Annotated in this window: 24 protein-coding genes; 20 read left to right on the forward strand and 4 right to left on the reverse strand. The window is 72.3% G+C overall.

Features of this window, described 5'->3' with window-relative positions:
* Positions 1-97: 97 nt before the first annotated feature.
* The 11 genes from VNL12_RS05660 (at position 98) to VNL12_RS05710 (ending at position 10,850) form a co-directional block, all read left to right on the forward strand.
* On the forward strand, positions 98-1,174 hold the full coding sequence (locus VNL12_RS05660) for a substrate-binding domain-containing protein (RefSeq protein ID WP_325592379.1): 1,077 nt from the start codon (positions 98-100) through the stop codon (positions 1,172-1,174).
* Positions 1,175-1,277: 103 nt separating this feature from the next.
* Positions 1,278-2,219, forward strand: a complete 942-nt coding sequence (gene pstC / locus VNL12_RS05665; RefSeq protein WP_325592381.1) for a phosphate ABC transporter permease subunit PstC — start codon at positions 1,278-1,280, stop codon at positions 2,217-2,219.
* 10 nt (positions 2,220-2,229) lie between these two features.
* Positions 2,230-3,204, forward strand: a complete 975-nt coding sequence (pstA, locus tag VNL12_RS05670; protein WP_325592383.1) for a phosphate ABC transporter permease PstA — start codon at positions 2,230-2,232, stop codon at positions 3,202-3,204.
* A 65-nt stretch (positions 3,205-3,269) separates the two neighbouring features.
* Positions 3,270-4,100 carry a phosphate ABC transporter ATP-binding protein PstB gene (gene pstB, locus VNL12_RS05675; protein WP_349257805.1) on the forward strand — a complete coding sequence of 277 codons (831 nt, stop codon included), beginning with the start codon at positions 3,270-3,272 and terminating at the stop codon, positions 4,098-4,100.
* 4 nt (positions 4,101-4,104) lie between these two features.
* On the forward strand, positions 4,105-4,782 hold the full coding sequence (phoU, locus tag VNL12_RS05680; RefSeq protein WP_325592387.1) for a phosphate signaling complex protein PhoU: 678 nt from the start codon (positions 4,105-4,107) through the stop codon (positions 4,780-4,782).
* On the forward strand, positions 4,782-5,561 hold the full coding sequence (gene phoU, locus VNL12_RS05685; RefSeq protein WP_325592389.1) for a phosphate signaling complex protein PhoU: 780 nt from the start codon (positions 4,782-4,784) through the stop codon (positions 5,559-5,561). The genes phoU (VNL12_RS05680) and phoU (VNL12_RS05685) overlap by 1 nt, the downstream gene beginning before the upstream one ends.
* A gap of 163 nt (positions 5,562-5,724) precedes the next feature.
* Complete coding sequence (gene surE, locus VNL12_RS05690) at positions 5,725-6,531, forward strand: 5'/3'-nucleotidase SurE (protein WP_325592391.1); 807 nt, start codon at positions 5,725-5,727, stop codon at positions 6,529-6,531.
* A 1-nt stretch (position 6,532) separates the two neighbouring features.
* Positions 6,533-7,723, forward strand: a complete 1,191-nt coding sequence (locus VNL12_RS05695; RefSeq protein ID WP_325592393.1) for a sensor histidine kinase — start codon at positions 6,533-6,535, stop codon at positions 7,721-7,723.
* A 238-nt stretch (positions 7,724-7,961) separates the two neighbouring features.
* Positions 7,962-8,660 (forward strand): response regulator transcription factor, encoded by a 699-nt coding sequence (locus VNL12_RS05700; RefSeq protein ID WP_325592394.1) that lies wholly within the window; start codon positions 7,962-7,964, stop codon positions 8,658-8,660.
* A gap of 88 nt (positions 8,661-8,748) precedes the next feature.
* Positions 8,749-10,419, forward strand: coding sequence for an MFS transporter (locus VNL12_RS05705; RefSeq protein ID WP_325592396.1), 1,671 nt, complete (start codon positions 8,749-8,751; stop codon positions 10,417-10,419).
* Positions 10,420-10,628: 209 nt separating this feature from the next.
* Complete coding sequence (locus tag VNL12_RS05710; RefSeq protein WP_325592398.1) at positions 10,629-10,850, forward strand: hypothetical protein; 222 nt, start codon at positions 10,629-10,631, stop codon at positions 10,848-10,850.
* A gap of 36 nt (positions 10,851-10,886) precedes the next feature.
* Here the strand turns inward: VNL12_RS05710 and VNL12_RS05715 are convergent, their stop codons facing one another.
* Entirely contained in the window at positions 10,887-12,110 is a 1,224-nt protein-coding gene (locus VNL12_RS05715) for a zinc-dependent metalloprotease (protein ID WP_325592400.1), read from the reverse strand.
* A gap of 88 nt (positions 12,111-12,198) precedes the next feature.
* Here VNL12_RS05715 and VNL12_RS05720 point away from each other — a divergent pair, with 88 nt between their 5' ends.
* Positions 12,199-13,305 (forward strand): NAD-dependent epimerase/dehydratase family protein, encoded by a 1,107-nt coding sequence (locus VNL12_RS05720; protein ID WP_325592402.1) that lies wholly within the window; start codon positions 12,199-12,201, stop codon positions 13,303-13,305.
* A gap of 15 nt (positions 13,306-13,320) precedes the next feature.
* Here VNL12_RS05720 and VNL12_RS05725 read toward each other — a convergent pair whose 3' ends face one another.
* On the reverse strand, positions 13,321-14,484 hold the full coding sequence (locus tag VNL12_RS05725; protein WP_325592404.1) for a S1C family serine protease: 1,164 nt from the start codon (positions 14,482-14,484) through the stop codon (positions 13,321-13,323).
* A gap of 86 nt (positions 14,485-14,570) precedes the next feature.
* Between VNL12_RS05725 and VNL12_RS05730 the strand changes: the two genes are divergently transcribed.
* From VNL12_RS05730 to VNL12_RS05765, 8 genes are all read left to right on the forward strand, one after another.
* A complete protein-coding gene (locus tag VNL12_RS05730) occupies positions 14,571-15,143 on the forward strand; it encodes a molybdenum cofactor biosynthesis protein MoaE (protein ID WP_325592406.1) in 573 nt (190 codons plus the stop codon).
* Positions 15,140-15,361, forward strand: coding sequence for a hypothetical protein (locus VNL12_RS05735; RefSeq protein ID WP_325592408.1), 222 nt, complete (start codon positions 15,140-15,142; stop codon positions 15,359-15,361). Before VNL12_RS05730 ends, VNL12_RS05735 begins: the two co-directional genes overlap by 4 nt.
* A 3-nt stretch (positions 15,362-15,364) precedes the next feature.
* Positions 15,365-16,369 (forward strand): rod shape-determining protein, encoded by a 1,005-nt coding sequence (locus VNL12_RS05740; RefSeq protein WP_325592410.1) that lies wholly within the window; start codon positions 15,365-15,367, stop codon positions 16,367-16,369.
* Positions 16,370-16,498: 129 nt separating this feature from the next.
* Complete coding sequence (locus tag VNL12_RS05745) at positions 16,499-17,311, forward strand: ABC transporter ATP-binding protein (RefSeq protein ID WP_325592412.1); 813 nt, start codon at positions 16,499-16,501, stop codon at positions 17,309-17,311.
* 64 nt (positions 17,312-17,375) lie between these two features.
* A complete protein-coding gene (locus tag VNL12_RS05750; RefSeq protein WP_325592414.1) occupies positions 17,376-18,086 on the forward strand; it encodes an ABC transporter ATP-binding protein in 711 nt (236 codons plus the stop codon).
* A gap of 3 nt (positions 18,087-18,089) precedes the next feature.
* Positions 18,090-19,010: a branched-chain amino acid ABC transporter permease gene (locus VNL12_RS05755; protein WP_325592416.1), complete on the forward strand. Its 921-nt coding sequence runs from the start codon at positions 18,090-18,092 to the stop codon at positions 19,008-19,010.
* The gene (locus VNL12_RS05760) at positions 19,007-20,122 is read left to right on the forward strand and encodes a branched-chain amino acid ABC transporter permease (protein WP_325592418.1); all 1,116 of its coding nucleotides are present in this window, start codon (positions 19,007-19,009) and stop codon (positions 20,120-20,122) included. Before VNL12_RS05755 ends, VNL12_RS05760 begins: the two co-directional genes overlap by 4 nt.
* Positions 20,119-21,483 carry an ABC transporter substrate-binding protein gene (locus VNL12_RS05765; RefSeq protein ID WP_325592421.1) on the forward strand — a complete coding sequence of 455 codons (1,365 nt, stop codon included), beginning with the start codon at positions 20,119-20,121 and terminating at the stop codon, positions 21,481-21,483. The genes VNL12_RS05760 and VNL12_RS05765 overlap by 4 nt, the downstream gene beginning before the upstream one ends.
* Positions 21,484-21,650: 167 nt before the next feature.
* Here VNL12_RS05765 and VNL12_RS05770 read toward each other — a convergent pair whose 3' ends face one another.
* Both VNL12_RS05770 and VNL12_RS05775 read right to left on the reverse strand, forming a co-directional pair.
* Entirely contained in the window at positions 21,651-22,487 is an 837-nt protein-coding gene (locus tag VNL12_RS05770; protein ID WP_325592424.1) for a hypothetical protein, read from the reverse strand.
* Positions 22,484-23,146: a HEAT repeat domain-containing protein gene (locus VNL12_RS05775; RefSeq protein WP_325592426.1), complete on the reverse strand. Its 663-nt coding sequence runs from the start codon at positions 23,144-23,146 to the stop codon at positions 22,484-22,486. The genes VNL12_RS05770 and VNL12_RS05775 overlap by 4 nt, the downstream gene beginning before the upstream one ends.
* Positions 23,147-23,396: the final 250 nt, after the last annotated feature.

Below are 23,396 nucleotides of genomic sequence, written 5' to 3' on the forward strand. Positions count from 1 at the left end.
CGCCGGTGAGAGCCGACACCTGGCTTCCGTAGGTTGCCGCCCGGGTCCGGGTGCACCGGAACCCCCACCACAAGCCTCCTGAGGAGACCCACACAAGATGCACTCCAGATTCCGCAAGGCCGGCCTGATCTTCGTAGTCACCGCCTTCCTCTTCACCGCGGCGTGCGGCGGCGAGGGCGATTCCGAGGCGACCGGCGAAGACGACAGCGGCACCGAGAGCGGCGGCGGCGGCGAGAGCGAGGGCGGCGGGAGCAGCGAAGGCACCGTCAACGTGTCGGGCTCCTCCACGGTCGAGCCCATCTCGGTCGCGGTGGCCGAGATGTTCGAAGAGGTCGACCCCGAGGTCGTCGTCAACGTCGACGGTCCCGGCACCGGTGACGGCTTCGAGCTGTTCTGCAACGGTGAGACCGACATCTCCGACGCCTCGCGCGCCATCACCGAGGAGGAGATCACGGCCTGTGAGGAGAACGAGGTCGAGTACATCGAGATCAAGGTGGCCCTCGACGGCCTCTCGGTGATCACCAACCCGGCGTTCGACGAGATCGAGTGCCTGACCTTCGCCGACATCTACGCCCTGGTGGGCCCGGAGTCCGAGGGCTTCTCCAACTGGTCCGACGCCCAGGAGATCGCCACCGAGCTCGGGTCCGACACCGAGTTCCCCGACGCCAGCCTCGACATCACCGCCCCCGGTGAGGAGTCCGGCACCTACGACAGCTTCGTGGAGATCGTGATCGAGGAGTTCAACGAGGACCGAGGCCAAGAGGCCCAGACCCGGCCCGACTACTCCTCGCAGGCCGACGACAACGCCATCATCGCCGGCATCGAGGGGAGCGAGAGCTCCTTCGGGTGGGTCGGTCTGGCCTTCGCCCTGGAGTCCGGGGACACGGTCAAGAGCTTCGAGGTCGACGGCGGCGACGGGTGCGTCGCTCCCACCGCCGAGACCGTCGCCGACGGCTCGTACCCGATCGCCCGGCCGCTGTTCATCTACGTGAACGCCGAGTCGGCCGAGTCGAACCCGGCCGTCGAAGCCTACGTCGACTTCTACGTGAGCGACGAAGGCATCGCGTCGGCCACCGAGGTCGGCTACGTCGCCCTCGAGGATGAGGAGTTCCAGACCAGCGTCGACGCCTGGGAGGCCAAGGAGACCGGCACTCGCGAGGAGAGCGAGGGCTGACCTGACCTGCTGAGATGCCCGGGTCCGGAGCCGCTCCGGACCCGGGACATCGTCGTGTCGTCCCAACCCCTCCCGTACCCTCCCCGAGCCCCCGAGACGAGCCATGGCCAACGCAACGGTGGACCGCCCGCCCTTCAGCCTCGACGACCTGGCCGGCAACCCCCGGCGCCACCGCCGGGAGCAGATCGTCCGGATCGCCCTCCAGATCTCGGCGACCCTGGCCATCGTGATCAGCGCCCTGATCGTTTACTCCCTGGTGCGCGAAGCGTGGACGTTCATCAGCCAGGTCGAGTGGAAGACCCTCTGGACCAAGGGCTGGTTCCCCCGGCGGGGGATCTACGACGTGAAGACCTTGGTGGTCACGACCCTGATGGTCACCGTCATCTCCATGGCGGTGGCCGCGCCGTTGGGCCTGGGGGCCGCGATCTACCTCTCGGAGTACGCCCGACCTGGTGTCCGCAAGGTGCTCAAGCCCGCGCTCGAGGTGCTGGCCGGCATCCCCAGCGTCGTGCTCGGGTTCTTTGCCTTCACGTTCATCTCGCCCGAGCTGGTGCAGCGCTTCTTCACCGGCGCGACGCAGAGCAACATGCTCGCCGCCGGCATCGGCGTCGGCATCCTGTTGATCCCGCTCGTGGCCTCGATCTCCGAAGACGCCCTGCGCTCGGTCCCTGACTCGCTGCGTGAGGCCTCCTACGGCATGGGCGCCCGCAAGGTCACCACCTCGCTGAAGGTGGTGCTCCCCGCGGCGGTCTCGGGCCTTGTCGCCGCGCTGATCATCGCCGTCTCGCGCGCCATCGGTGAGACCATGGTGGTCTTCATCGCCGGCGGGCGCAGCGGCGGGGCCCTGTTCTCGACCGATGCCCTGGAGCCCGGTCTGACCATGACCGCGGCCATGGCTTCGGTCGCTTCCGGCACCGACCAGGTGAAGGGTGCCGGCCTCACGTTCCAGAGCCTGTTCTTCGTCGGCATGCTCCTGTTCCTCGTCACCATGACGCTCAACGTCGTGGCCGACCGCTACGTGCGCCGCGTGCGCCAGAAGTACTAGGAGGCCGACGATGGCCGTCACGCACACCATCGGTCGCGGTGCTCCCGTGGCGGCCGACGCCGTCCGGGCCCGCCTGCAGGGCAAGCGGGCCGACACCCGCGGCGTCGGGTTCCGGATCCTGATCATCGGGGCCCTGGCGATCTCGCTGGTGACGCTGCTCATCCTGCTCGTCGACGTGGCCGTCACGGGGTGGCCGGTGCTGAGCACCCGGCTGGGCGACTTCGTGAGCGGCGACCTGCGCACGTCGCCCGACGAGGCCGGTATCTTCCAGGGCCTGCGGGGCACCTTCTGGATCGGGGTGTTCACGGTCGGGCTGGCGTTCCCCATCGGCATCGGCGCCGCGCTGTACCTCGAGGAGTACGCCCCCCGGAACGCCTTCACCCGGTTCATCGACATCAACATCCGCAACCTGGCCGGTGTGCCGTCGATCGTCTTCGGCATCCTCGGCTTCGCCATCTTCGTGAAGTCGCTGGCTCTCTTCCCCGACTGGCTCGGCGGCGGGCTCTTCTTCGGCGGCCGCACCACCGCCGCCGCCGGCGTCACCTTGGCCATCCTCGTGCTCCCCATCGTGATCATCACCTCGGCCGAAGCGATCCGGGCTGTGCCCGACAGCATCCGCGAGGCCGGCTTCGGCGTCGGAGCCACCCGGTGGGAGGTGATCCGGGCCCACGTCCTGCCCTACGCCGCACCCGGCATCCTCACCGGGACGGTGCTGTCGTTGGCCCGGGCCCTGGGCGAGGCCGCCCCCCTCATCCTGGTCGGCGCTGTGACCGGGCGCCTCGGCCAGCAGACCGGTTTCTTCGACGTCGCTCAGCTCCAGGAGCGCTTCACCGCCATGCCCATCGTGATCACCACGTGGGCCGGCCGCCCCCAGCAGGGCTTCGAGGCCCTCACCGCAGCGGCGATCGTGATCATGCTCCTGGTGGTGCTGCTGGCCAACGGAACTGCAATCGTGCTCCGCAACCGCTTCGAGAAGAGAAGGTGAGCCCCGTGCCCCCCGAGACCGACACCGAGCCCGAAACCACGGGCGACCCGAGGCCTCGGGTGGACATGGCCTCTGAGGCTGCCTCCAGGCGCCCCCTCGACGACGATCGCACCATCGTGTTCCACGTCCAGGACCTTGAGGTCCACTACGGGACGTTCCGGGCGGTGCGCGACATCAACCTGGTCGTGCGCCAGAACGAGGTCACCGCGTTCATCGGGCCCTCTGGGTGCGGCAAGACCACGGTGTTGCGGTGCTTCAACCGCATGAACGACCTCGTCGAGATCGCTCGGGTCGGTGGTCGGATCGACTACCACGGCGTCGACCTCTATGACCCGCAGGTCAGCGCGGTGGAGGTCCGGCGCCGCATCGGGATGGTGTTCCAGAAGCCCAACCCCTTCCCCAAGTCGATCTACGACAACGTGAGCTACGGGCCCCGGGTCGCGGGGTTGGCCAAGAAGGGCGAGGCGCTCGACGAGATCGTCGAGCGGAGCCTGCGGCGGGCCGCCCTCTGGGACGAGGTCAAGGACCGGCTCAAGGCCTCCGCCATGGGGCTCTCCGGTGGCCAGCAGCAGCGGCTCTGCATCGCCCGAGCCCTGGCCGTCGACCCGGAGGTCATCTTGATGGACGAGCCCTGCTCGGCCCTCGACCCCATCGCCACGGGCCGCATCGAGGACCTCATGGAGGAGATCAAGGCTGAGTACACGATCATCATCGTGACCCACAACATGCAGCAGGCGGCCCGGGTCAGCGACCGCTGCGCCTTCTTCACCACCGAGGTCAACGAGGAGAGCGACACGCGCACCGGTGTGCTCGTCGAGTTCGACGGCACCGAGACCATGTTCTCGAACCCGTCCGACGAACGGACCGAGAACTACGTCACCGGCCGGTTCGGCTGAGGCCGTGGGGGTCTCGGAGGGACCGGTGCGCCAGGGCTTCGCCGCCGAGCTCGAGCAGCTCCGGCTCCAGGTGGAGCTGATGGGCGTGCGGGTCGACGAGAACCTCGAGCGCATGCGCGAGGTGCTGCGCTCCGGCGACGTGGAGGTGGCGGCGGCGGCAGTGGCGGCCGACGACGACATCGACGCCATGAACGTGTCGCTCACCGAACGCTGCTACGACCTGCTGTCCCGCGAGAGCCCCGTCGCCGGCGACCTGCGCTTCGTGGTGTCGGTGCTGCGGGTGCTCTCCGAGCTGGAGCGGGTCGGTGACCTGGCCCTCCGGGTGGTGAAGCTGGCTCCGGACTGGGAGGTCCTCCACCGGCATCCGGCGACCTACGACATCCTGCTCTCGATGTCGGAGGCCGCGGTCGAGGCGTACCGCACCGCGCTGCGGGCGTGGTCGACCCAGGACCTGGGCCTGGCCGCCGAGCTGGCCCAGGGCCGGCCCATGGACGCCTTCACCGAGCGCTTCAGCCGCGAGATCATCGGCATCGAGGGTCCCGATGCCGTCTTGTGCGCGGTGCGTACCCTGGTGGCGGGCCGTTCCCTCGACCGCATCGCGGATCACGCGGCGATCATCGGGGCGCGGCTCCGCTACCTCATCACCGGCGACCCCGCCCACCTGACCGCGGAGATCCGGTGATGGCCGACTTCGTTGGGGACCCGATGGCCACCAGGCGCACCTACCACCAGCAGCTCGACACCATCAAGGGCGACATCGTCCACATGGCGGCGCTCGTCACCGAGGGGATCCCCCGCACCACCCAGGTGCTCCTCGACCACGACCTCGGCGGAGCCCAGGAGATCATCGACGGCGACGACCCGCTCGACGAGCTGGCCCTCGAGACCGAGGAGCAGTGCTACGCCGTGTTCGCCCTCCAGCAGCCCCTGGCGGGCGACCTTCGGGGTCTCATCACCGCGGTGCGGATGGTCTCGGAGATCGAGCGCAGCGGCGACCTCGTGGTCAACATCGCCAAGGGCGCCCGCCGCATCTACGGCACTGAGTACACCCCTCGGCTGCGGGGCCTCATCAGCGGCATGGGCGACGAGGCGGCCCGCCTGTTCCGCCTGGCCATCGACTCCTACGCCGACGGTGATGCGGCCATGGCCGCCGCCCTCGACGACCTCGACGACCGCCTCGACGATCTGCACCGCGAGTACATCGCCGAGATCTTCGAGGCCAGTCAGGCCGGGGCCTTCGAGGTGCAGGCCGCCGTGCAGCTGGCCCTCATCGGTCGCTACTACGAGCGCATCGGCGACCACGCCGTCAACATCGGCGAGCGGGTGCGGTACATGGTCACCGGGTGGCTGCCGGAGCAGACCGGTGCGGCCCGCGAGGTGGTCCGTCGCTCGCTGCTGTCCTCCGGCGACGACGTGCCCACCGACGCCACCGACCGAGGCCCCGGCGAGGTGGCCCAGTGAGTCAGCGAGCGACGCGAGCGAACCAGGAGGTACGGGCTCTCTGGCGGCGGAGCGTGCGGAGCCGCCAGCGCTCATTGGTGCCCGACGATGGGAACCCGCCCGGATGTGACCTGCGACGAGGGGATGCGGCAATGATGGCGTCCGGGTCGAACGGAGCGCGGCGGTGAGGGTCCTCGTCACCAACGACGACGGCATCGAGGCGCCCGGCCTCCACGCCCTCGCCATCGCCGTCGACGGCGCCGGCTACGACGTCCTCGTCGTGGCGTCGGACCGCAACCACAGCGGCTACGGCGCCGCCATCGGCGACCTCGGCAGCGGCCCCGACCTCGTGGTGACCCCGGCGGAGATCCCCGGCGCCCCCCACCTCCCCGCGTGGAGCCTCGTCGGCCCACCCGCCCTCTGCGTCATGGCGGCGCGCCTCGGGGGCTTCGGCGAGCCACCCGAGCTCGTCGCCTCCGGCGTGAACCCCGGAAACAACACCGGTCGCGCCGTGCTGCACTCCGGCACCGTCGGCGCCGTGCTCACCGGTGGCAACCTCGGCATCTCGGGGGTGGCGGTGAGCGTGGGCGTCACCCCGTCACCCCGCTTCGACACCGCCGCGACCGTCGCCGTCGCCGCCCTCGGCTGGATCGAGACCGCTCCGGCCAAGACGTTGTTGAACGTCAACGTGCCCCCGGTCGACCGCCGCGAGCTGCGCGGCACCCGGTGGGCCGAGCTGGCCCCCTTCGGCACCGTGCGGGCGGCCCTGCACCAACCACGAGCCGGCACCCTCGAGTTCTCCTTGGTCGACACCTCGGTCGAGCTGCCCCCCGGATCCGACACCGCCCTGGTGCACTCCGGGTACGTGGCCGTCACGTGCCTGACGGGCATCCGGGCCGACGAGTGGCAGCCGGCGGCGGCCGAGATCGATCGCCGGCTGAGCGCGGATGACGCGCGCCGGGTGCGACCCGCGGCGGGCGAGACGGCCTGACGTGACCGGGGCTGCGCTCGTCGTCGCGGCCGTCCTCGCCGTGGTCGTCGTGGCCCTGGCCCGACGGGTGCGGCGGCTCCGGGCCGACGTCGCCCGGCTGCCCGCCCTCGAGCGCCAGAGGGCCGAGGCACAGGCCGGGGTCGCCCTGGCGGACAACGCTGCCGCGCACCTACGTCGGGCCCTCGACGCCATCCCCCAGGGCGTGGTGGTCGCGGACGTCGATGGCCGGGTGCTGGCCCGCAACCACGCCGCCGCTGAGGTCGCCGCCTCGCGCCACGGCGACGCCCTCGTCGGAGGAGCCGTCGACGAGCTGTTGGCCGACGCCCTGCGCGGCGTGCCCGGCGAGCGCACCGTGGAGCTGTTCGGGCCGCCGCACCGGGTCGTGGCCGTCACCGCCCGACCCCTACCCGGAGGTGCGCTGGTCATCACCGACGATGTCACCGAGGCCCGGCGCATCGACGCCGTCCGGCGCGACTTCGTGGCCAACCTGAGCCACGAGCTCAAGACCCCGGTCGCGGCCATCGGCCTGCTGGCCGAGACCCTGCTGGCCGAGCCCGACCCCGATGTGGCCCACCGCCTCACCGAGCGGGTGGTCAGCGAGTCGTTCCGGGTGAGCCGCACCATCGACGACCTGCTCGAGCTCAGCCGCATCGAGGCCGGCACCGAGGCCGTGCGCCAGCCGGTGCCGGTGCACCTGGTGCTCGAGGAGGCGGCCGACCGCATCCGCCCCGCAGCGGAGATGCGGGGCATCGCCATTGGGGTGGGCGAGCTGTCGACGAGGGTGAGCGCCGTCGGCGACCGCCGCCAGCTCGTCTCGGCGGTGGCCAACCTCCTCGACAACGCGGTCAAGTACTCCCCCCCCGGCTCCGGCGTCGAGGTGCGGGCCACCGCGGATGGCACGCGGGTCGCCATCGAAGTCGAGGACCACGGGCTCGGCATCCCGGCCCGCGACCTCGAGCGGGTCTTCGAGCGCTTCTACCGGGTCGACCGGGCCCGCAGCCGCGACACCGGCGGCACCGGCCTCGGCCTCTCGATCGTCCGCCACATCGTCGCCAACCACGAGGGCGAGGTCACGGTGCGCTCGGTCGAGGGCCAGGGCTCGACCTTCGTGGTCCACATCCCTGCGGCCCCCGGTCCCGTCGCCCTGGCGGGTGCGACCGATGACCCGTCCGCGTCGCGGAGATCGGCATGAGCGGTCGGCCGGCACGTCCCGGTGTCCCCCGCCGCGCCGGTCGCGTCCACCCGCAGTCAACTGCCGCCGTCTCGTCCGAGCCGTCGAACCCCCGGAGCGTGTAACCGATGAGCGAGCGCAGCGAGCGAATCAGGCGGTACGGGCTCTCCGGCGGCGGAGCTTGCGGAGCCGGCGGCGCTCGTCGGTGCCCGGCGACGACCATGTCCGTGAAACCTCCCTATGACGTGATGGTGCACCGATGAGCGCCACGACCACCGTCCTCGTCGTGGAGGACGAGGACAGCTTCATCGAGGCCCTCACCGTCGGGCTGGCCCGCGAGGGGTTCCGGGTGCAGGTCGCGCGCGACGGGGCCCAGGCCCTCGACCTCTTCGACGCGGTGAAGCCGGACCTGGTGCTGCTCGACGTGATGCTGCCGAAGGTGTCGGGCATCGACGTGTGCCGGGAGCTGCGGCGCCGCTCGACGGTGCCCATCATCATGGTCACGGCCAAGGGCGCCGAGATCGACACGGTCGTCGGACTGGAGGTGGGGGCCGACGACTACGTGACCAAGCCCTACCGGCTGCGCGAGCTGGTGGCGCGCATGCGCGCCGTGCTGCGACGGTCACCGGGCGAGGTGATCGCCGCCAACGGCAGCGTCGAGGCGTTGGTGGCCGGCGAGGTGCGCCTGGATCCCGAGCGCCACGAGGTGGTCATCCGGGGTGAGGACATCTCGTTGCCGCTCAAGGAGTTCGAGCTGCTGGCGCTGCTCCTCGAGCACGCCGGTCGGGTGCTCACCCGCGACACGCTGATCGATCGCATCTGGGGCCATGACTACGTCGGGGACACCAAGACCCTCGACGTCCACATCAAGCGGCTCCGGGCCAAGGTCGAGCCCGACCCCGCCCACCCGACGCTCATCATCACCATCCGGGGCCTGGGCTACAAGTACGCCGCGTAGCGCGGCCGCCGCCCCGGCCCGGCGAACCGCTCGGCTGGGGACGAGGCCGGCCCCGGGCATGGCCCCGCGGGCCCGTAGCATGGGCCCGGTGGAGGCCACGCGCGGCAAGAAGCCGCTGATCCCACCCCGCACCGGGGCGACCAACGCCGCGTTCAACGTCACTCCCTTCATGCGCCTGGCACGCACGCACGCGGCGTCGACCGCCGCCGATGCCATGGTCGCGGCGTCGCTGGCCGGCACCATCTTCTTCGGCGCCGCCACCTCCGAGGCCCGGGACCAGACCTTCCTCTACCTGCTCTGCACCATGGCCCCCTTCGCCGTGGTGGCCCCCCTCATCGGCCCCGCCCTCGACCGGGCCCGCAGCGGTCGGCGGTGGATCGTCATCGGTTCAGCCCTGGTGCGGGGCCTGCTCTCCTTCTTGCTGATCGGGCGGACCGACACCTGGCTCCTCTACCCGGCGGCCTTCGCCATCCTGGTGACCCAGAAGGGCTACGGCATCGCCCGGTCGTCGCTCGTGCCGGCCGTGGTGACGAGCGACGAGGAGCTCGTCGAGGCCAACTCCAAGCTCCAGCTCCTCTCGGGGTTGATGGGCTTCGTCGGGGTCCTGCCCGCGGCGCTGCTCTTCACGCTGTTCGACGACAGCCCGGCCCCGGCCCTCGCCCTGGCGTTCTGCACCTTCGCCGTCACCGCCGGCCTGGCGCTGCAGCTTCCCAAGGTCGCGGTGGCTCCTGCCGCCCCCACCGCCGAGGAGAAGGCTGAGCTGCGCAGCGTGGGTGTCCTGCTGGCCGCCGGCGGCATGGGCCTGCTGCGAGGGATCGTCGGCTTCCTCACGCTCTACTTCGCGTTCCACTTCCGTGAGAGTGACCAGCTCGCCGCCTTCGGCATCGTGGCCGCCGTCAGCGTGGCGGGCACCCTGCTCGGCTCGGTCGGCGCCCCCCGACTGCGTCAGGTGTGGCCCGAGGAGCGCATGCTCATCTCGGTGCTGGTGCTCACCGTCGGCACCGGCGTGCTCGCCCTGCTGATCGGGGGCGTGCTCGGCGCCGCGCTCCTCGGCGGCGTCGTGGGCGTCGCCGCCACGGCCGGCAAGCTGGCCTTCGACTCGATCGTCCAGCGCGACGCCCCCGACGCCAACCGCGGGCGCCTCTTCGCCAAGTTCGAGACCCGCTTCCAGCTCATCTGGGTCCTCGGCGCCATGCTGGGCCTCGTCCCCGTCGACCTGCGCCTCGCGTACCTGGCGGTCGCCCTCGTCTCGGGCTTCGCCGCCTTCTCCTACGTCATCGGCCTGTCGGCCTGGAACCACCGCACCGGCGCCACGTCGTCGAACTTCGGCCGCCAGGCGGTGCTGATCGACGAGGCCATGACCCAGGGCAAGGACAGGGCCAAGCACCAGCTGCGCACCTCGACCCGAGCCGTGACCAGCCGCGTGCGGGCCCACACCCCTCGCCGGGGCGACGCCGCGGCGGCGCCCGAGGTGGGAGGCAGCCACCCGGACCCCGACCTGACCCTCATCGCCGGACCCGGCATCGGGGCCGCCCTGCCGCACCAGGTGCGCCGGGTCTCGCCGCCGCCCACCGACCGGCCCGTCCGGGCGACCTCGGCCCCGCCTCCGCGCACTGACGCTGGTGACCCGCCTCCGCCGCCGCCTTCACGCACCGACGCTGGTGCCCCGCCTCGGCCGCGCAACCCCGACGTCGATCGGGACCTCGTGCCGCCCCCGTCGCCCACCGTGTTCGCCCCGGGCCCTGCGCCGCCCGAGTAGAGCCACACTGCGGTCCGGGCACGGGTGGCCCCTGTCGGGCGTGCCGCCGCGGCGCCGGGCGGCCACGTGTCGCGTCCCAGTGTCGGTGCCGGCGTGAGCCCGGCGATCGCCGGGTAGAGGGAGATCAGACCCCAACACAGAGGGAGACGTCCGAGTCCGAGACGGCGAAGGCGACCTACAAGGGCAACGAGATCGAGGTCGAGGCCCGGGTGATCAGCGTGCTCGGGACGGGCCAGTACAGCTTGTTCATCAACGGCGAGCGGATGGATGAGACCGAGGGCCTCCACGGGATCTTCACCCTCCGGGGAAGGGTTCCGGCCGACGGTGGCGGTGACAGCACGTCGGTGATCGTGCGGATCGACCAGAAGGTGACGTCCACCGGGTACGTGCTCGAGGTCGCAGGCGAGCAGCACGAGATGACGACGTCGTAGCCCGGCGCGCTCGCTCGGCGCCGCCGGGCGGTGGCCTCAGTCCCGTCCGGCGTCGATGTCGATGCGGGCCAGCCAGAGACCCGGGGCGGCCAGCTCCGGCGCGGTGGGCAGCGTGGCACGCGACTCCCACAGGCGGGCCAGGCCCTCCTCGCCGGCCCGCTCCACGACGCCGTCGACGAAGGCAGCCCCCAGGTCGCAGCGAGCCTGGGTGAGGTTCAGGCCGAAGAGGCGTTCGACGAAGCGGTCGGCCGGGCTGATCTCGACCCGCCGCCGGCGGACGGCCTCGGTCACCTGCGGGTAGCTGCCGACCAGGCTGCCCCCGACGCGGTCCATGACGTCGTCGACCCACCCCACGACTGCGGTGACCAGCGACTCGAGGCGGGGGCGCACCTCGTCCTGAGCGGGGGAGCTGGCCGCCCCCATCAGCACCTCGGGGTCGGTGAAGAGGCGCTGCACGGACTCGAGGCCGGAGGGATCCGACGGGTCGAGGTCGCCGAGGGCCCGCTCGAAGCCCATCGGGTCCGGGCGGAAGCCGGCCACGAAGCGCTCGATGAGCTCCGAGAGCTCGTCGCGGACGTGGGGGATGGCGAGCACGGCGTGGTGGGCGACCTCGTGGAGGCAGACCCACAGGCGCACGTCGTCGACGCCGAGCCCCCAGTCCGCGGCGAAGGCGTCGATGGCCGGCAGCAGCACCATCACCTCGTCGCGTCGCGGGCGGGGGATGGGCAGGTCGTACTGGCCGAAGGACCGGGTGGCCAGGTGTCCCACCATCGACCCGGCAGCCATGCCGAGGGTCATGGGCTGGAGCATCCCCATGAGCTGGCCCATCCAGGCGCCCGACGCATCGTCGTCGAGCGGGTCGAGCGCGGCGGGGTCGGGCACCGCCGGGTGGTCACCGCCCTCGACCCCCGGGCCGACGTCGGAGGTGAGGGAGCGGGCCAGCTGCTCGAAGAGGGGCTTCAGGTCATCCAGGGTGCGGCTCACCCACTGGGTGCGGGTGACGGGGGTGATGGCGACACCGGCGCCCGAGAGCGAGGCGTCGAGGCCGGTGGCGTTGGCCACCTGGAGCTCGGCCACGCGGGCCAGCTGCTCGAGTTGGATGCGGGCCAGCGGGTCGACGTTGGGCTCGGCCTCGCCCTCGGTCGCGATGCTGTGGGCGATCTGGCGGGCGGCGTCCCACGAGATGGGGCCCTGACGGCCGATCATCCGGCCCAGGTCGCCGAAGAAGGGCATGCCGCCGAAGGGGTCACCGCCGCTCATTGGGCCGGGCTCTCCGTCGGGTCGGGGATGAGGCGCCGGCAGGGGGCGCGATGTGGCGGCTCGGGACGCACGACGGCATCGTATGCGGATGGCAGCTGTTCCCCTCCGCGACCCCGCCGGGGCGTTCGACGGCGGCCCGGTCACCGGCGGTGTCGTCGTCACCGGAGCCGACGGGGCGCTCGGCCGCCGTGTCGTCGCCCTGCTGCGCGGGGCCCCCGATGCCAGGCCCGTCCTCGCCCTCGCCGCGACGGGCGCCGGAGATCGGGGGGCGTCGGCCTACCGGCCGATCGACCTGCTGGTCGACGACCTCGAGCCCGTCATCGACGGGGCGGCGGTCATCGTGCACCTGGCCTCGGCGTTCGGACCGACGCTCGACGAGGACCCGGCGATCGACCGCGCCGAGGACGTGACCGCGGCCCAGCGGTTGCTCGAGGCGGCGGGCGACGCCGGCGTCGCGCACGTCGTCGTGCTCTCGTCGGCCACCGTCTACGGCGCGTGGGCCAACAACGCCCTGCCGCTGACCGAGGACGCGACCCTGCGGCCCGGCCCCGAGCTGGCCTTCGCCGTGCAGCGGGCCGAGATCGAGCGGCACGTGGCGGAGTGGCGGCACGACCACCCCGCAGCCACCGCCGCCGTGCTGCGCCCGGCTCCGGTCGTCGGCGACGACGGCGAGATCGGCTGGCTGGCCCAGGCCCTCCACGCCGCCCGCCGGGTCGCGGATCTCGGGGGCGATCCACCCGCCCAGTTCCTCCACGTCGACGACCTCGCTGCCGCGGTGGTCCTCGCCGCCACCGCTCACCTCGACGGGGCCCGCAACGTCGCCCCCGACGGTTGGCTGCGCGGCGCCGAGTACACGGCCCTCGACGCCGGCACCCCCAAGCTGCGGTTGCCCCCGCCGGTCGGCGACCGCGTGGCGCGCCTGCGCGGACGCCTCCGGCTGACCCCGACCCCGCCGGGCCTCCGGTCCTACGCCCGCCACCCGTGGGTGATCGCCAACGACCGGCTCAAGGCCGACGGCTGGATCCCCGCCCACTCGAACGAGGAGGCCTTCGTTGACGGCACGCCGGCCACCGCCCTGGCCACGCTCAGCCCTCGTCGCCGCCAGGAGCTGGCCCTCGGCGTGAGCGGTGGGGTCCTCGCCGTCGGCCTCGCCGCCGGGACCTGGGCAGGGTTGCGTCGGCGCGCCCGCCGCTGAGGGTCGAGCGGCCTCTCAGCGGGGCGTCTCGGCGAGGGTGACCTCGACCGTCGTCGTCTCGCCGGCGCGAGCGCGCTCGAGGTGGACGACCTGATCGGGCCGGGTGAGGTTGAGGGCGGCCTGCACGTCGGCGAGGGACCGGACCGGGGTGCGATCGACGGCGACGATGAGGTCACCAGCGACCAGCCCGGCCGCCTCGGCGGGTGAGTCGACGCCGACCTCGTCGATCCCGACCCCGGCGGGGTCGGTCTCCATTGGATCCGATGGGGTGCCCCGGATCCCCAGCCAGCCCCGATCGACGCGTCCCATGGTGCTCAGGTCCTCCGCCACGCGCTGAGCGACCTCGACCGGCACCGCCCACCCGGTGGTCGGGTGGGCGGGCACCGACAGGCACACGCCCCGGAGGCGACCGTCGCCGTCGACGAGGGCGCCACCGTCAGCCCAGCCGGGCACGGGACGATCGGTCTCGATGAGGCCGAGGAGGCGCCCGGCCTCCGGATCGGCATGGGCCTGCGACGAGCTGACCACCCCCTGGGTGAGCGTCGGTCCCTGCGAGCCGGTCCCGGCGGCGACGGTGATCGCCGTCTCGCCCGGCATCGGCGGGCTGAGGTCGACCGCCGCGGTCGGGAAGCCGGAGCCCTGAACGGCCAGGGCGGCGAGGCCGGTGAGGTCGTCGTGGCCGTGGGTGGTGGCCGCGCTCGATCGGCCCGAGGGCCACCTGACCACGACTGCCGTGGCCTCGGCGACGAGGGCCGAGCTGGTCAGGATCAAGCCGTCGGCGGTCACCACCACCCCCGAGCCGCGGCGACGCTCGGTCCCGACGGTGGCGGTGACCTCGACCACGGCGGGGGCGACCGACGAGGCGACGGTCCGGGCCGAGCGGGCGGTCGTGGGCACCGCGGCCGGCGCCGGCGGGGCTGCGACCCGCTCGATGCGCTCCACCGTGCGGGGCGACAGGGTGCCCATGGCCGCCAGGGCCACGATGGTGGCGGTGGCACCGGTGATGCCCGACAGCACGGCCAGGGTGACGAGGCCCCCCCGCCGTCCCCACCGGCGGGTGCTGGTGACGGTCGCGGCCGGAGAGCCCACTCGGGCCAGCTCCGACGGGTGCCGCCACAGGCGGTCTTGCGGGGGGAGGGGCGCTCCGGGATCCACCCCGTCGTCGGGCTCATCAGGCACGATCGGTGAGAGTACCGACGCCGGCGGCGCTGCGGACCGCGCCCCCGGGACCACCTTGTGCCCCCGGCGAGCAATACGATGGCGCGGTGCCCCCCGGGATCACCGCTCCGCCTCCTGCGTCGCCACCGGTCGATCCGACCTCCGCCCCGGGCTCTCGACCCGCGACGACGCGGGCCGCGAGCGCCCAGGCGGTCCCGCCCCCGGACGGCACCTGGGTCGACATCACCAGCGCCCCGCTGTCGGCGGCGGCGGTCGGCACCTGGGCGGCGACGGCGGACTCGGGGGCCGTGGTGACCTTCAGCGGCACCGTCCGGGACCACGCGTCGGGCCGCGAGGGCGTGACCTCGCTCACCTACGAGGCCTACGTCGGGGCGGCCGTCCAGCGGCTCGCCGCCGTCGTCGACGACACCCGGGCCCGGTGGCCCGAGGTGCGCCGGGTCGCCGCCCTCCACCGCACCGGGCGCCTCGACGTCGGCGACATCGCCGTGGTCGTCGCCGTCTCGGCCCCGCACCGCACCGAGGCGTTCGCGGCGGCCGCCCACTGCATCGACACCCTCAAGGCCACGGTGCCGCTGTGGAAGAAGGAGACGTGGTCCGAGGGCGAGGAGTGGGGCACCGACGCCCGGCCCATCAGTGACCTGGGGACGGTGCACCGATGAACCCCCTCGTGTTCCTCCTCATCCCGGTGGTGATCGTGATCGTCGCCTCCGTGGTCATGTGGCTGCGGGGCCGCCAGCCCCAGACGCTGCACTCGGGCATCGACAGCTTCCAGCGCGAGATGCACGCGCTGTCGCCCGACGGGTCCGCGTCGCGCAACCCGCGCCGGTTCGACGCCGATGATTCCACCCGGTCGCCCCGGCCGGACCGAGACGCCTGACCAGTGGCGCGCGACCTCGCCATCGACCTGGGCACGGCCAACACCCTCGTCTACGCACGGGGCCAGGGCATCGTGCTCAACGAACCGTCGGTCATCGCCCTCAACCAGAACACCGGCGACGTGCTGGCCATGGGCCACGAGGCCTGGCAGATGATCGGCCGCACCCCCGGCTCGATCGTCGCCGTGCGTCCCCTCCGCCAGGGCGCCATCACCGACTTCGACATCACCCAGCGGATGATCCGCCTGCTCCTGCACCGGGCCGGCGTCAGTCGCTTCAACCGTCCTCGGGTCGTCATCTGCGTCCCGTCGGCCATCACCGAGGTCGAGCGCCGGGCGGTCACCGAGGCCGCCCGGCGGGCCGGTGCGGCCGAGGCCCAGCTGATCGAGCAGCCGATGGCCGCCGCCCTCGGCGCCGGGCTCACCATCAACGAACCGGTCGCCAACATGGTCGTCGACGTCGGCGGTGGCACCTCGGAGACGGCGCTGATCTCCCTCGGGGGCGTGGTCGCGCTGCAGGCCGTGCGGGTGGGCTCGTTCGACATCGACGCCGGCATCCAGGCCTTCATCCGCCGCGAGTACGGCATCGCCGTCGGTGAGCGCACCGCGGAGGAGATCAAGGTGTCGATCGGCTCTGCGTTCCCGGTCCGCGACGAGGTCAAGGCCGAGGTGCGGGGACGCGACCTCATGACCGGCCTGCCCAAGACGGTGATCCTCTCGCCCCTCGAGGTGCGCAACGCCATCGCCGAGCCCGTCACCGCGATCGTCGACTCGGTCATCGCGTGCCTGGGTGAGGCCCCGCCCGAGCTGGCCCACGACCTCATCGTCCGAGGCATGAACCTCGTCGGCGGCGGCGGCATGCTCGCGGGTCTGGCCCAGCGCATCGCGAACGAGACCGAGATCCCCGTCTACCTCGTCGATGCACCCCTCGAGTGCGTCGTGCTGGGGGCCGGCAAGTGCATCGAGGCCTACGACCAGCTCAAGGTCATGTTCATGGGCTCGCGCCTGTAGCCCCGCATCAGCCGGGTCTACACGCACGGGTCGCAGACATGGTTGAATGGCGATCCGCACCGGCGTGGTGACCGACGCCACAGCCCGGTGCCGGGTGCCCTGGACCCTTCGAGGAGACGCCACCGACCCATGAGCGGACCCGACGACACCGCGAGCCACGCCGCACCGGCGGGCGACGCCTCCGGTCCGCTGCTCGACGTCGTCGACGTCGGCGTGCGCTTCGGCGGCGTCGTCGCCCTCGACGGGTTGTCCTTCGCCATCCGCGAGGGCGCGATCTGCGCCCTGATCGGCCCCAACGGCGCCGGAAAGACCACACTGTTCAACGTGATCAGCCGGCTCTACCCGGCCACCACCGGTCATGTCACCTTCGCCGGCGACGACCTGCTGCGGGTCGCCCCTCACGGCATCGCCGAGATCGGCATCGCCCGCACCTTCCAGAACGTCGCCCTGTTCCCGGGGCTGACCGTGCTGGACAACGTGCGGCTCGGTTCCCACACGCAGAGCACCGTCGGCTTCGGCCGAGGCATGCTGGGCCTGGGTCGGGCCGAGGACCGACGCCTGCGCGCCGAGGCCATGAGCCTGCTCGAGCGCCTCGACCTGGCCCACTTCGCGACCCGGCCGGCCGCCGGTCTTCCCTTCGGCACCCTGAAGCGCATCGAGCTGGCCCGAGCCTTGGCCGCCAAGCCCCGGCTGCTGATGCTCGACGAGCCGGCCAACGGGCTGACCCACGCGGAGGTCGACGAGCTGGCCGGGACCATCCGCAGGTTGCGCGACGAGCACGACCTCACGGTGCTCCTCGTCGAGCACCACATGAACATGGTCATGGCCATCTCCGACCACATCGTCGTGCTGGACTTCGGCCGCCGCATCGCCGAGGGGTCGCCGGACGTCGTGCGCAAAGACCCCAAGGTCATCGAGGCCTACCTCGGGACCAGCGCATGAGCGAGCGCTGGCCGCGAACCGATCGGAGCGGGCTCTCGACGCGCGCCCTCTCCGGGGTCCGCCGATGAGCGACGAGATGCTCCGCCTCGAGGGCGTGACGGGCGGCTACGGGCCCGTCACCGTCTTGCGCGACATCGACTTGACGGTGAGCGAGGGCGAGGTGGTGGTCGTCCTCGGGGCCAACGGCGCCGGCAAGACGACCATGTTGCGAGCCATCACCGGCGAGATCGCGACACAGGGGAGCCTCTCGTTCGAGGGCGCCGCCCTGCCTCGCAACCCCGAGAACGTGGCTCGCGCCGGCATTGCCCACGTCCCCCAGGGGCGCGGCACCTTCGCGGACCTGACCACCGAGGAGAACCTCCGCCTCGGGGCCGTCCTGCGCTCCGACGGCGACGTCCGGCGCGACATCGATCACTGGCTGGAGGTCTTCCCCCGGCTCGGCGACCGCCGTGAGCAGGCTGCGGGGTCCATGAGCGGCGGCGAGCAGCAGATGTTGGCCATCGCCCGGGCCATGATGCTGCGCCCCCGGCTGCTACTGCTCGACGAGCCGTCGCTGGGCTTGGCCCCCCTCATCACCCGCGACCTGTTCGAACGCCTCGGAGCTCTGAACCGCGACGAGGGCCTCACCGTCTTGGTGGTCGAACAGAACGCCAACCTCGCTCTTGAAATCGGGCACCGCGGCTACGTCCTCGAGACCGGTCAGATCGTGGCGTCGGGCCCGTCCCACCAGCTGCGTGACGACGACGCCATTCGCAAGGCCTACCTGGGGTTCTGATCCGTGGACCTGTTCATCAGTCTTGTGCTCACCGGGATCGGCAACGGCGCTGTCTACGCGTCGGTGGCCCTGGCCCTCGTGCTCATCTTCCGCACCACCGGCCTGCTCAACCTGGCCCAGGGGGAGATGGCGCTGTTCTCCACCTACTTCGCCTGGAAGCTGACGTCGCTCGGGCTCCCTATCATCCCCGCCATCGCCATCACAGTCGTGGCCAGCATGGTTGCCGGGGCGGTCATCGAGCGGTTCCTGATCCGGCCCGTCGATGGCCCCGGAAAGAGCCCTCTCAACGTGCTCATCGTGATGCTGGGCCTATTCCTCGCCCTTAACGCTCTGGCCCAGCTCATCTTCAGCACGGACGCCGAGCCCATGCCCAAACCGTGGCCGACGGTGGGGTCCCCCGGCGATCCCACCGGTCGCGACGCCATCATCGAGGTGCTCGGAGCCCGGGTCTCGTGGTCGACCATCGCCCTCGTCATCGCCCTCCTCGTCGAGTGCCTGCTGCTCTACGTACTGTTCCAGAAGACCAAGATCGGCCTCATGCTGCGAGCCGTGGCCGCCAACCCGGAGTCGGCCCGCTTGGTGGGCATCCGCGCCTCGACCATGCTCATGCTGGGCTGGGCTCTGGCCGCCGGCCTCGGTGCCCTGGCCGGCTCCCTGGTCGCGGCCGAGCAGCGCTCGGTCAACCCGGGCCTGATGGCCCTGGTCCTCGTCTACGCCTTCGCGGCGGCGGCCCTCGGGGGCTTCGACAGCCCGGTGGGGGCAGTTGTCGGAGGGATGATCGTGGCCATCGCCGAGGCCCTCACCGTGGGCTACGTCGATGCGCTGTCGGGCATTGCGCTCGCCGTGCCGTTCGCTCTCATCCTCCTCGTGCTGCTGGTCAGACCGACCGGACTGTTCGGACGCAAGGTGGTGGAGAGAGTATGAGCAGCAGCGATGCACCCGCTCGGGCGAAGACGGCGGGAGGGGGCGGAGGACGCATCACCCGCACCCAACTCCGCATCGGTGTCGGCGTGATCGTCGCCGTCGCCGCCCTCTACGCCCCCTACTACTACGGGCCGGCGATCAATCAGGACCTGTCCCGGGCCGTGTACTTCGCCATCGCGGCCATGGGGCTGAACCTGCTCACGGGCTTCAACGGCCAGATCTCCATCGGCCACGGCGCCTTCTTCGGCGTCGGCGCCTTCACCACCGCCATCTTGATGGACACGCACGACCTGATGTTCGAGCTCACCATCCCGCTGGCGGCGCTGACAGCGGCGGTCCTCGGCGTGCTCGTCGGCATCCCGGCCCTACGGGTTCGGGGCCTCTACCTGGCGCTGGTCACCCTGGGCCTGGCCGTCCTGTTCCCCTTCGTCGGCCTGAAGTACATCGAGGGGAACGGTGGCACGGCGCTCGTCCGGCCCGACCGAGACGGCTTCAACTCGCTCATCACCTTCCTCGACAACGACCAGTGGCGGTACCTCGAGAGCCTGGTCGTCGCGGTGGTGCTGTTCCTGGTGGCCTGGAACCTGACCCGGTCGCGCATCGGCCGCGCCATGGTCGCGGTGCGCGACCAAGAGGTGGCGGCCTCCACGGTCGGCGTCCACCTGGCTCGGGTCAAGGTCGGGGTCTTCGCCCTGTCCGCCGCCTACGCCGGGGTGGCTGGCGCGTTGTCGGTCATGGTCGACGGGGCCGCGGATGCCACTGACCCCGTCCTCGCTTTCCGCAACTCGATCGAGTTCCTGGTGGCGGTCGTCATCGGCGGCACCGCCACCATCGCCGGGCCGGCGGTCGGGGCCCTCATCTTGATCCTGCTGCGGCGCGAGACCGACGGGCTCATCGAAGGCAAGGAGGTGCTGTCGCCGGCCATCTTCGGCGGCGCCCTCATCGCCATGATCTTCGTGCTGCCCGAAGGCGTGGTCGGCGGCCTGAGCCGCCTGGCCCGCCGCGTCCTCCCCGACCGGGAAGGCGGGTCCGCAGCGTCCCCGCTCGGCCCTGCGCCGTCCGCAGCGATGACCAACGAAGCCGACGAACCACCAACGAAGGAGCACTCATGAACCGATCCGTGAACCGTGGCCTGCTGGCTCTGCTGGCGACCTTGTTGCTAGTCACCAGTGCGTGCACCAGCCGGGACGAAGACTCCTCCGAGAGCACCGGTGGGGAGGGAGAGGGCGGGTCGGCCGAGGGCATCGAGACCGAGGACTGCCTAACCGATCCCGCCTCGGAGATCGAAGGCGACACCATCAAGCTGGTGTCGTCGTACCCGCAGTCGGGCCTGACGGCGGCGTTCGCCGAGATCGCGCGGGGCTGGGCCGCCTACTTCGACCAGGTCAACGCGGACGGCGGGGTCGAGATCGCGGGAAACACCTACCAAATCGAGTTCGAGGACGCCGACGACGAGTACAACCCGCAGCAGACGGCCTCCAACATCGAGGAGCTGGTCGGCCAAGAGGGCACAGACGCCTTCGCCGCCTTCAGCGTGGTGGGCACGGCCAACAACCTCAACGTCCGTTCCTTCCTCGACGAGCGTTGCGTGCCGAACCTCCTCGCCGCGACCGGCTCCCCGGCGTGGGGCAACCCCGAGTTCCCGTGGACGATCGGCTCGAGCCTCACGCCCTACACCCTCGAGGCACACGCCTTCGCCGACTACCTCGAGGAGAACCAGCCCGACGCCCAGGTCGCCATGCTGCGCCAGGCCGATGACTTCGGCGACGCCTACGAGCAGGGCTTCCGCAACGCCATCGAAGGCACCGACATCGAGCTGGTCGCGGTCGAGGAGTACCCGGTCGCCGCCACGGACGTCGGGGCCCAGATCACCTCGCTGGCCAACAGCGGGGCCGACGCCTTCTTCAACGGCGGCACCCTCCTGGCCTGCCCGTCGGGGTTGACGGCGGCTCAGTCCGAGGGCTGGGAGGCCACCACCTGGGTGTCGGGCACCTGCATCTCCAAGACCCTCATGGGCATCGCCGGCGCCGCCGGGGACGACGTGATCAGCCTCACCAACCTCAAGGACCCGCAGAACCCGAAGTACGCGGAGGACGAGGCCATGGTCGCCTTCATGGAGGCCGTCGAGCAGTACCGGCCCAACTTCAAGGGTCGTGAGCTCGACCTCGAGAACGGCATCGTGGGCTACGGCTGGACCCAGGCCGACCTGCTGATCCAGTCCATGGAGGCGGCCGAGGCGCCGACCCGGTTAGCGATCATGGAGGCGGTGCGCAACATGGACGGTCTGGAGAGCGGCCTGCTCATCGAGGGCGTCTCCATCTCGACCAGCGGCGAGGAGGACCCCTACATGGGCGAGACGTTCAGCCTGATCCAGTACGACGCGGCCGAGCAGTACTTCGAGGAGCTGGGCGAGCTCATCGACCTCGAGGGCCAGACCCGCGAGCTCACACCCGACGAGTTGATCGCCGGCTGACCCGCGAGGCCATCGCCATGGTGCCGTCGGGCCCGGGGTCACCTGACCCGGGCCCGACCCCGCGGAGGAACCGCAGCACCAACCCGACGAACCGGTGAGCATTCACATCCCTCAGGGTGTGTGCGTGGTCACCGGTCCGTAGGAGGTCGGGGCGGATGTCGCCGGCATCACGAAGCGACCGGGGGCTCCTCGCCGTCTCCGGGGCGGCCGTCGGCCTCCTCGGACGGGCCGGCGCCGGCGCGCCGCGCCAGCCACGGCGGGACGGGCGCGGCCTCGGCCAACAGGGTGCGCAGGCGCTCGACCTCGGTGATGTGACCGAGGCGACGCGCCAGCTCCCGGACGTTGCCGGCCACCCCGGCGTGGGGTTGGTGCCCGCGCGCCAGGGCGGCGACGAAGCGGACCGCGGCCCTGAAGGTGACCGGCACCCCGGCCTCACCGATCGCCTCGCGGAGCCGGGCGCGAGCCGCGGCCGCCTCGGGTCGGAGGTGGCGCGCCCGGCGGGGAAGCGCGAGACGGCGGAGGACGGCCGCCGCGAGGGCGAGGGCGAGGCGTCCGCTGCCCGCTATCAGCACCAACACCACCCCGAGCAGGATCAGCGGCCATCCCGGGTCGACGGGGATGCTGGCCCCGAGGCAGAGGAGCCCGATCGCGCCGGTGATCCATGCGACGATGGCGATGCCCTCGACCCGCTGGGCGGCCAGCTCGGCGGCGACCCACCGGCCGAGCAGGAGTCCCTGGCTGGCGGTCGTCGCCCAGCCGCCCCGATCCGCCTCCGCGGGTGCGATGGTGACGGGGGCTGAGGGGGGTGCGGACGGCCCGGTGCCGGGCAGGCGGCCGGGGGCCCGAGGGGCGGGCCCCGGGTCGACCGCAACGGGCGGGGGCGAGGGGGCCGAGGGGTGCGGCGAAAGGGAGGACGGCGGGGCCGGGTCCTGGCTGGGGGAGGACGGCCCGCCCGGGGTCGGGGAGGGAGTTGGGGGAAGGCCCGGGTCGGGAGGGACGGTCACCGCAGGAGATCCTCGGCCGCCTGGCGGACCTGCCAATCGCGATCACTGCGGGCGTGCTCCAGCGCCGCGGTCACCTCGGGCCCGTCGAACGGGGCCAGGGCCAGGACGGCGCGCCGGCGGACGGTCGCCTTGTCGCCCGCCGCGGTCAGGATCGCAGCCAGTCCGTCGGGGTCGCCGGCCGCGCCGAGGGCGGCGACGGCCGCCTCGCGCACCAGCGCGTCGTCGTGCCCGGTGGCCAGCTCGGAGAGCCGGGCCACGGCCCCGGGCTCGGGCGGTACCCGTTCACCCGAGGCCCACGCCGCCACCTCGACCACGGTCGCGTCGTCGTCGGCGAGCAGCGCCAACAGCGTCACGCCGGGGGGCACGGCGCCGGTGCCGTCCACGCCGGCCAGGGCGGCGACCTCCTCCGCGGCCCGGCGCCGCACTGCGGGCGACGGGTCGGCCAGGGCGTCGGCCAGCGCCGGGCCATCGAGCGCACCGGCCCGGCGCAGAGCGCCCAGGGCCGTGGCCCGCACCATCGGGCTGGGATCGTCGAGTGCGGCCCGAGCGGGATCGGCACAGCCCCGGTGCCCGGCCTCGGCCACCGCGGCGCGCCGTCGCTGCGGGTCGGTGTCCTCACCGCTGACCGACGAACCGGCGGAGAGGTCATCGACGCCCACGCCGACCAGTGGAGCACGTCGCCGGTGCCCCGGCCAGCCCCGACGCCGCCCCGCCCCGCGCCCCGCCCCGCCGATCCGCCCGATCCTCCCGTCGACGCGGCGACGGGGCCCCGCCGGTCTGGCAGGCTTCCAGCCTCGTGGACGCCGACCCCCAGACACCGCCGGGCGCGCCGCCGTCCGCCGATCGAGCGCGTCCCGCCGCGCCCGGGCCCGCCAGCCCCGCGCCCGCCGACCCGGCACGGGGCTCCCC

It is taken from the genome of Iamia sp., assembly GCF_035575815.1.
Lineage (GTDB): Bacteria > Actinomycetota > Acidimicrobiia > Acidimicrobiales > Iamiaceae > Iamia.

Excerpts from the sequence above, each read along its gene's own strand:
- VNL12_RS05660 (WP_325592379.1), top strand. The coding sequence starts at position 98 with ATGCACTCCAGATTCCGCAAGGCCGGCCTGATCTTCGTAGTCACCGCC.
- pstC (WP_325592381.1), top strand. The coding sequence starts at position 1,278 with ATGGCCAACGCAACGGTGGACCGCCCGCCCTTCAGCCTCGACGACCTG.
- pstA (WP_325592383.1), top strand. The coding sequence starts at position 2,230 with ATGGCCGTCACGCACACCATCGGTCGCGGTGCTCCCGTGGCGGCCGAC.
- pstB (WP_349257805.1), top strand. The coding sequence starts at position 3,270 with ATGGCCTCTGAGGCTGCCTCCAGGCGCCCCCTCGACGACGATCGCACC.
- phoU (WP_325592389.1), top strand. The coding sequence starts at position 4,782 with ATGGCCGACTTCGTTGGGGACCCGATGGCCACCAGGCGCACCTACCAC.
- VNL12_RS05700 (WP_325592394.1), top strand. The coding sequence starts at position 7,962 with ATGAGCGCCACGACCACCGTCCTCGTCGTGGAGGACGAGGACAGCTTC.
- VNL12_RS05715 (WP_325592400.1), bottom strand. The coding sequence starts at position 12,110 with ATGAGCGGCGGTGACCCCTTCGGCGGCATGCCCTTCTTCGGCGACCTG.
- VNL12_RS05720 (WP_325592402.1), top strand. The coding sequence starts at position 12,199 with ATGGCAGCTGTTCCCCTCCGCGACCCCGCCGGGGCGTTCGACGGCGGC.
- VNL12_RS05735 (WP_325592408.1), top strand. The coding sequence starts at position 15,140 with ATGAACCCCCTCGTGTTCCTCCTCATCCCGGTGGTGATCGTGATCGTC.
- VNL12_RS05745 (WP_325592412.1), top strand. The coding sequence starts at position 16,499 with ATGAGCGGACCCGACGACACCGCGAGCCACGCCGCACCGGCGGGCGAC.
- VNL12_RS05750 (WP_325592414.1), top strand. The coding sequence starts at position 17,376 with ATGAGCGACGAGATGCTCCGCCTCGAGGGCGTGACGGGCGGCTACGGG.
- VNL12_RS05760 (WP_325592418.1), top strand. The coding sequence starts at position 19,007 with ATGAGCAGCAGCGATGCACCCGCTCGGGCGAAGACGGCGGGAGGGGGC.
- VNL12_RS05765 (WP_325592421.1), top strand. The coding sequence starts at position 20,119 with ATGAACCGATCCGTGAACCGTGGCCTGCTGGCTCTGCTGGCGACCTTG.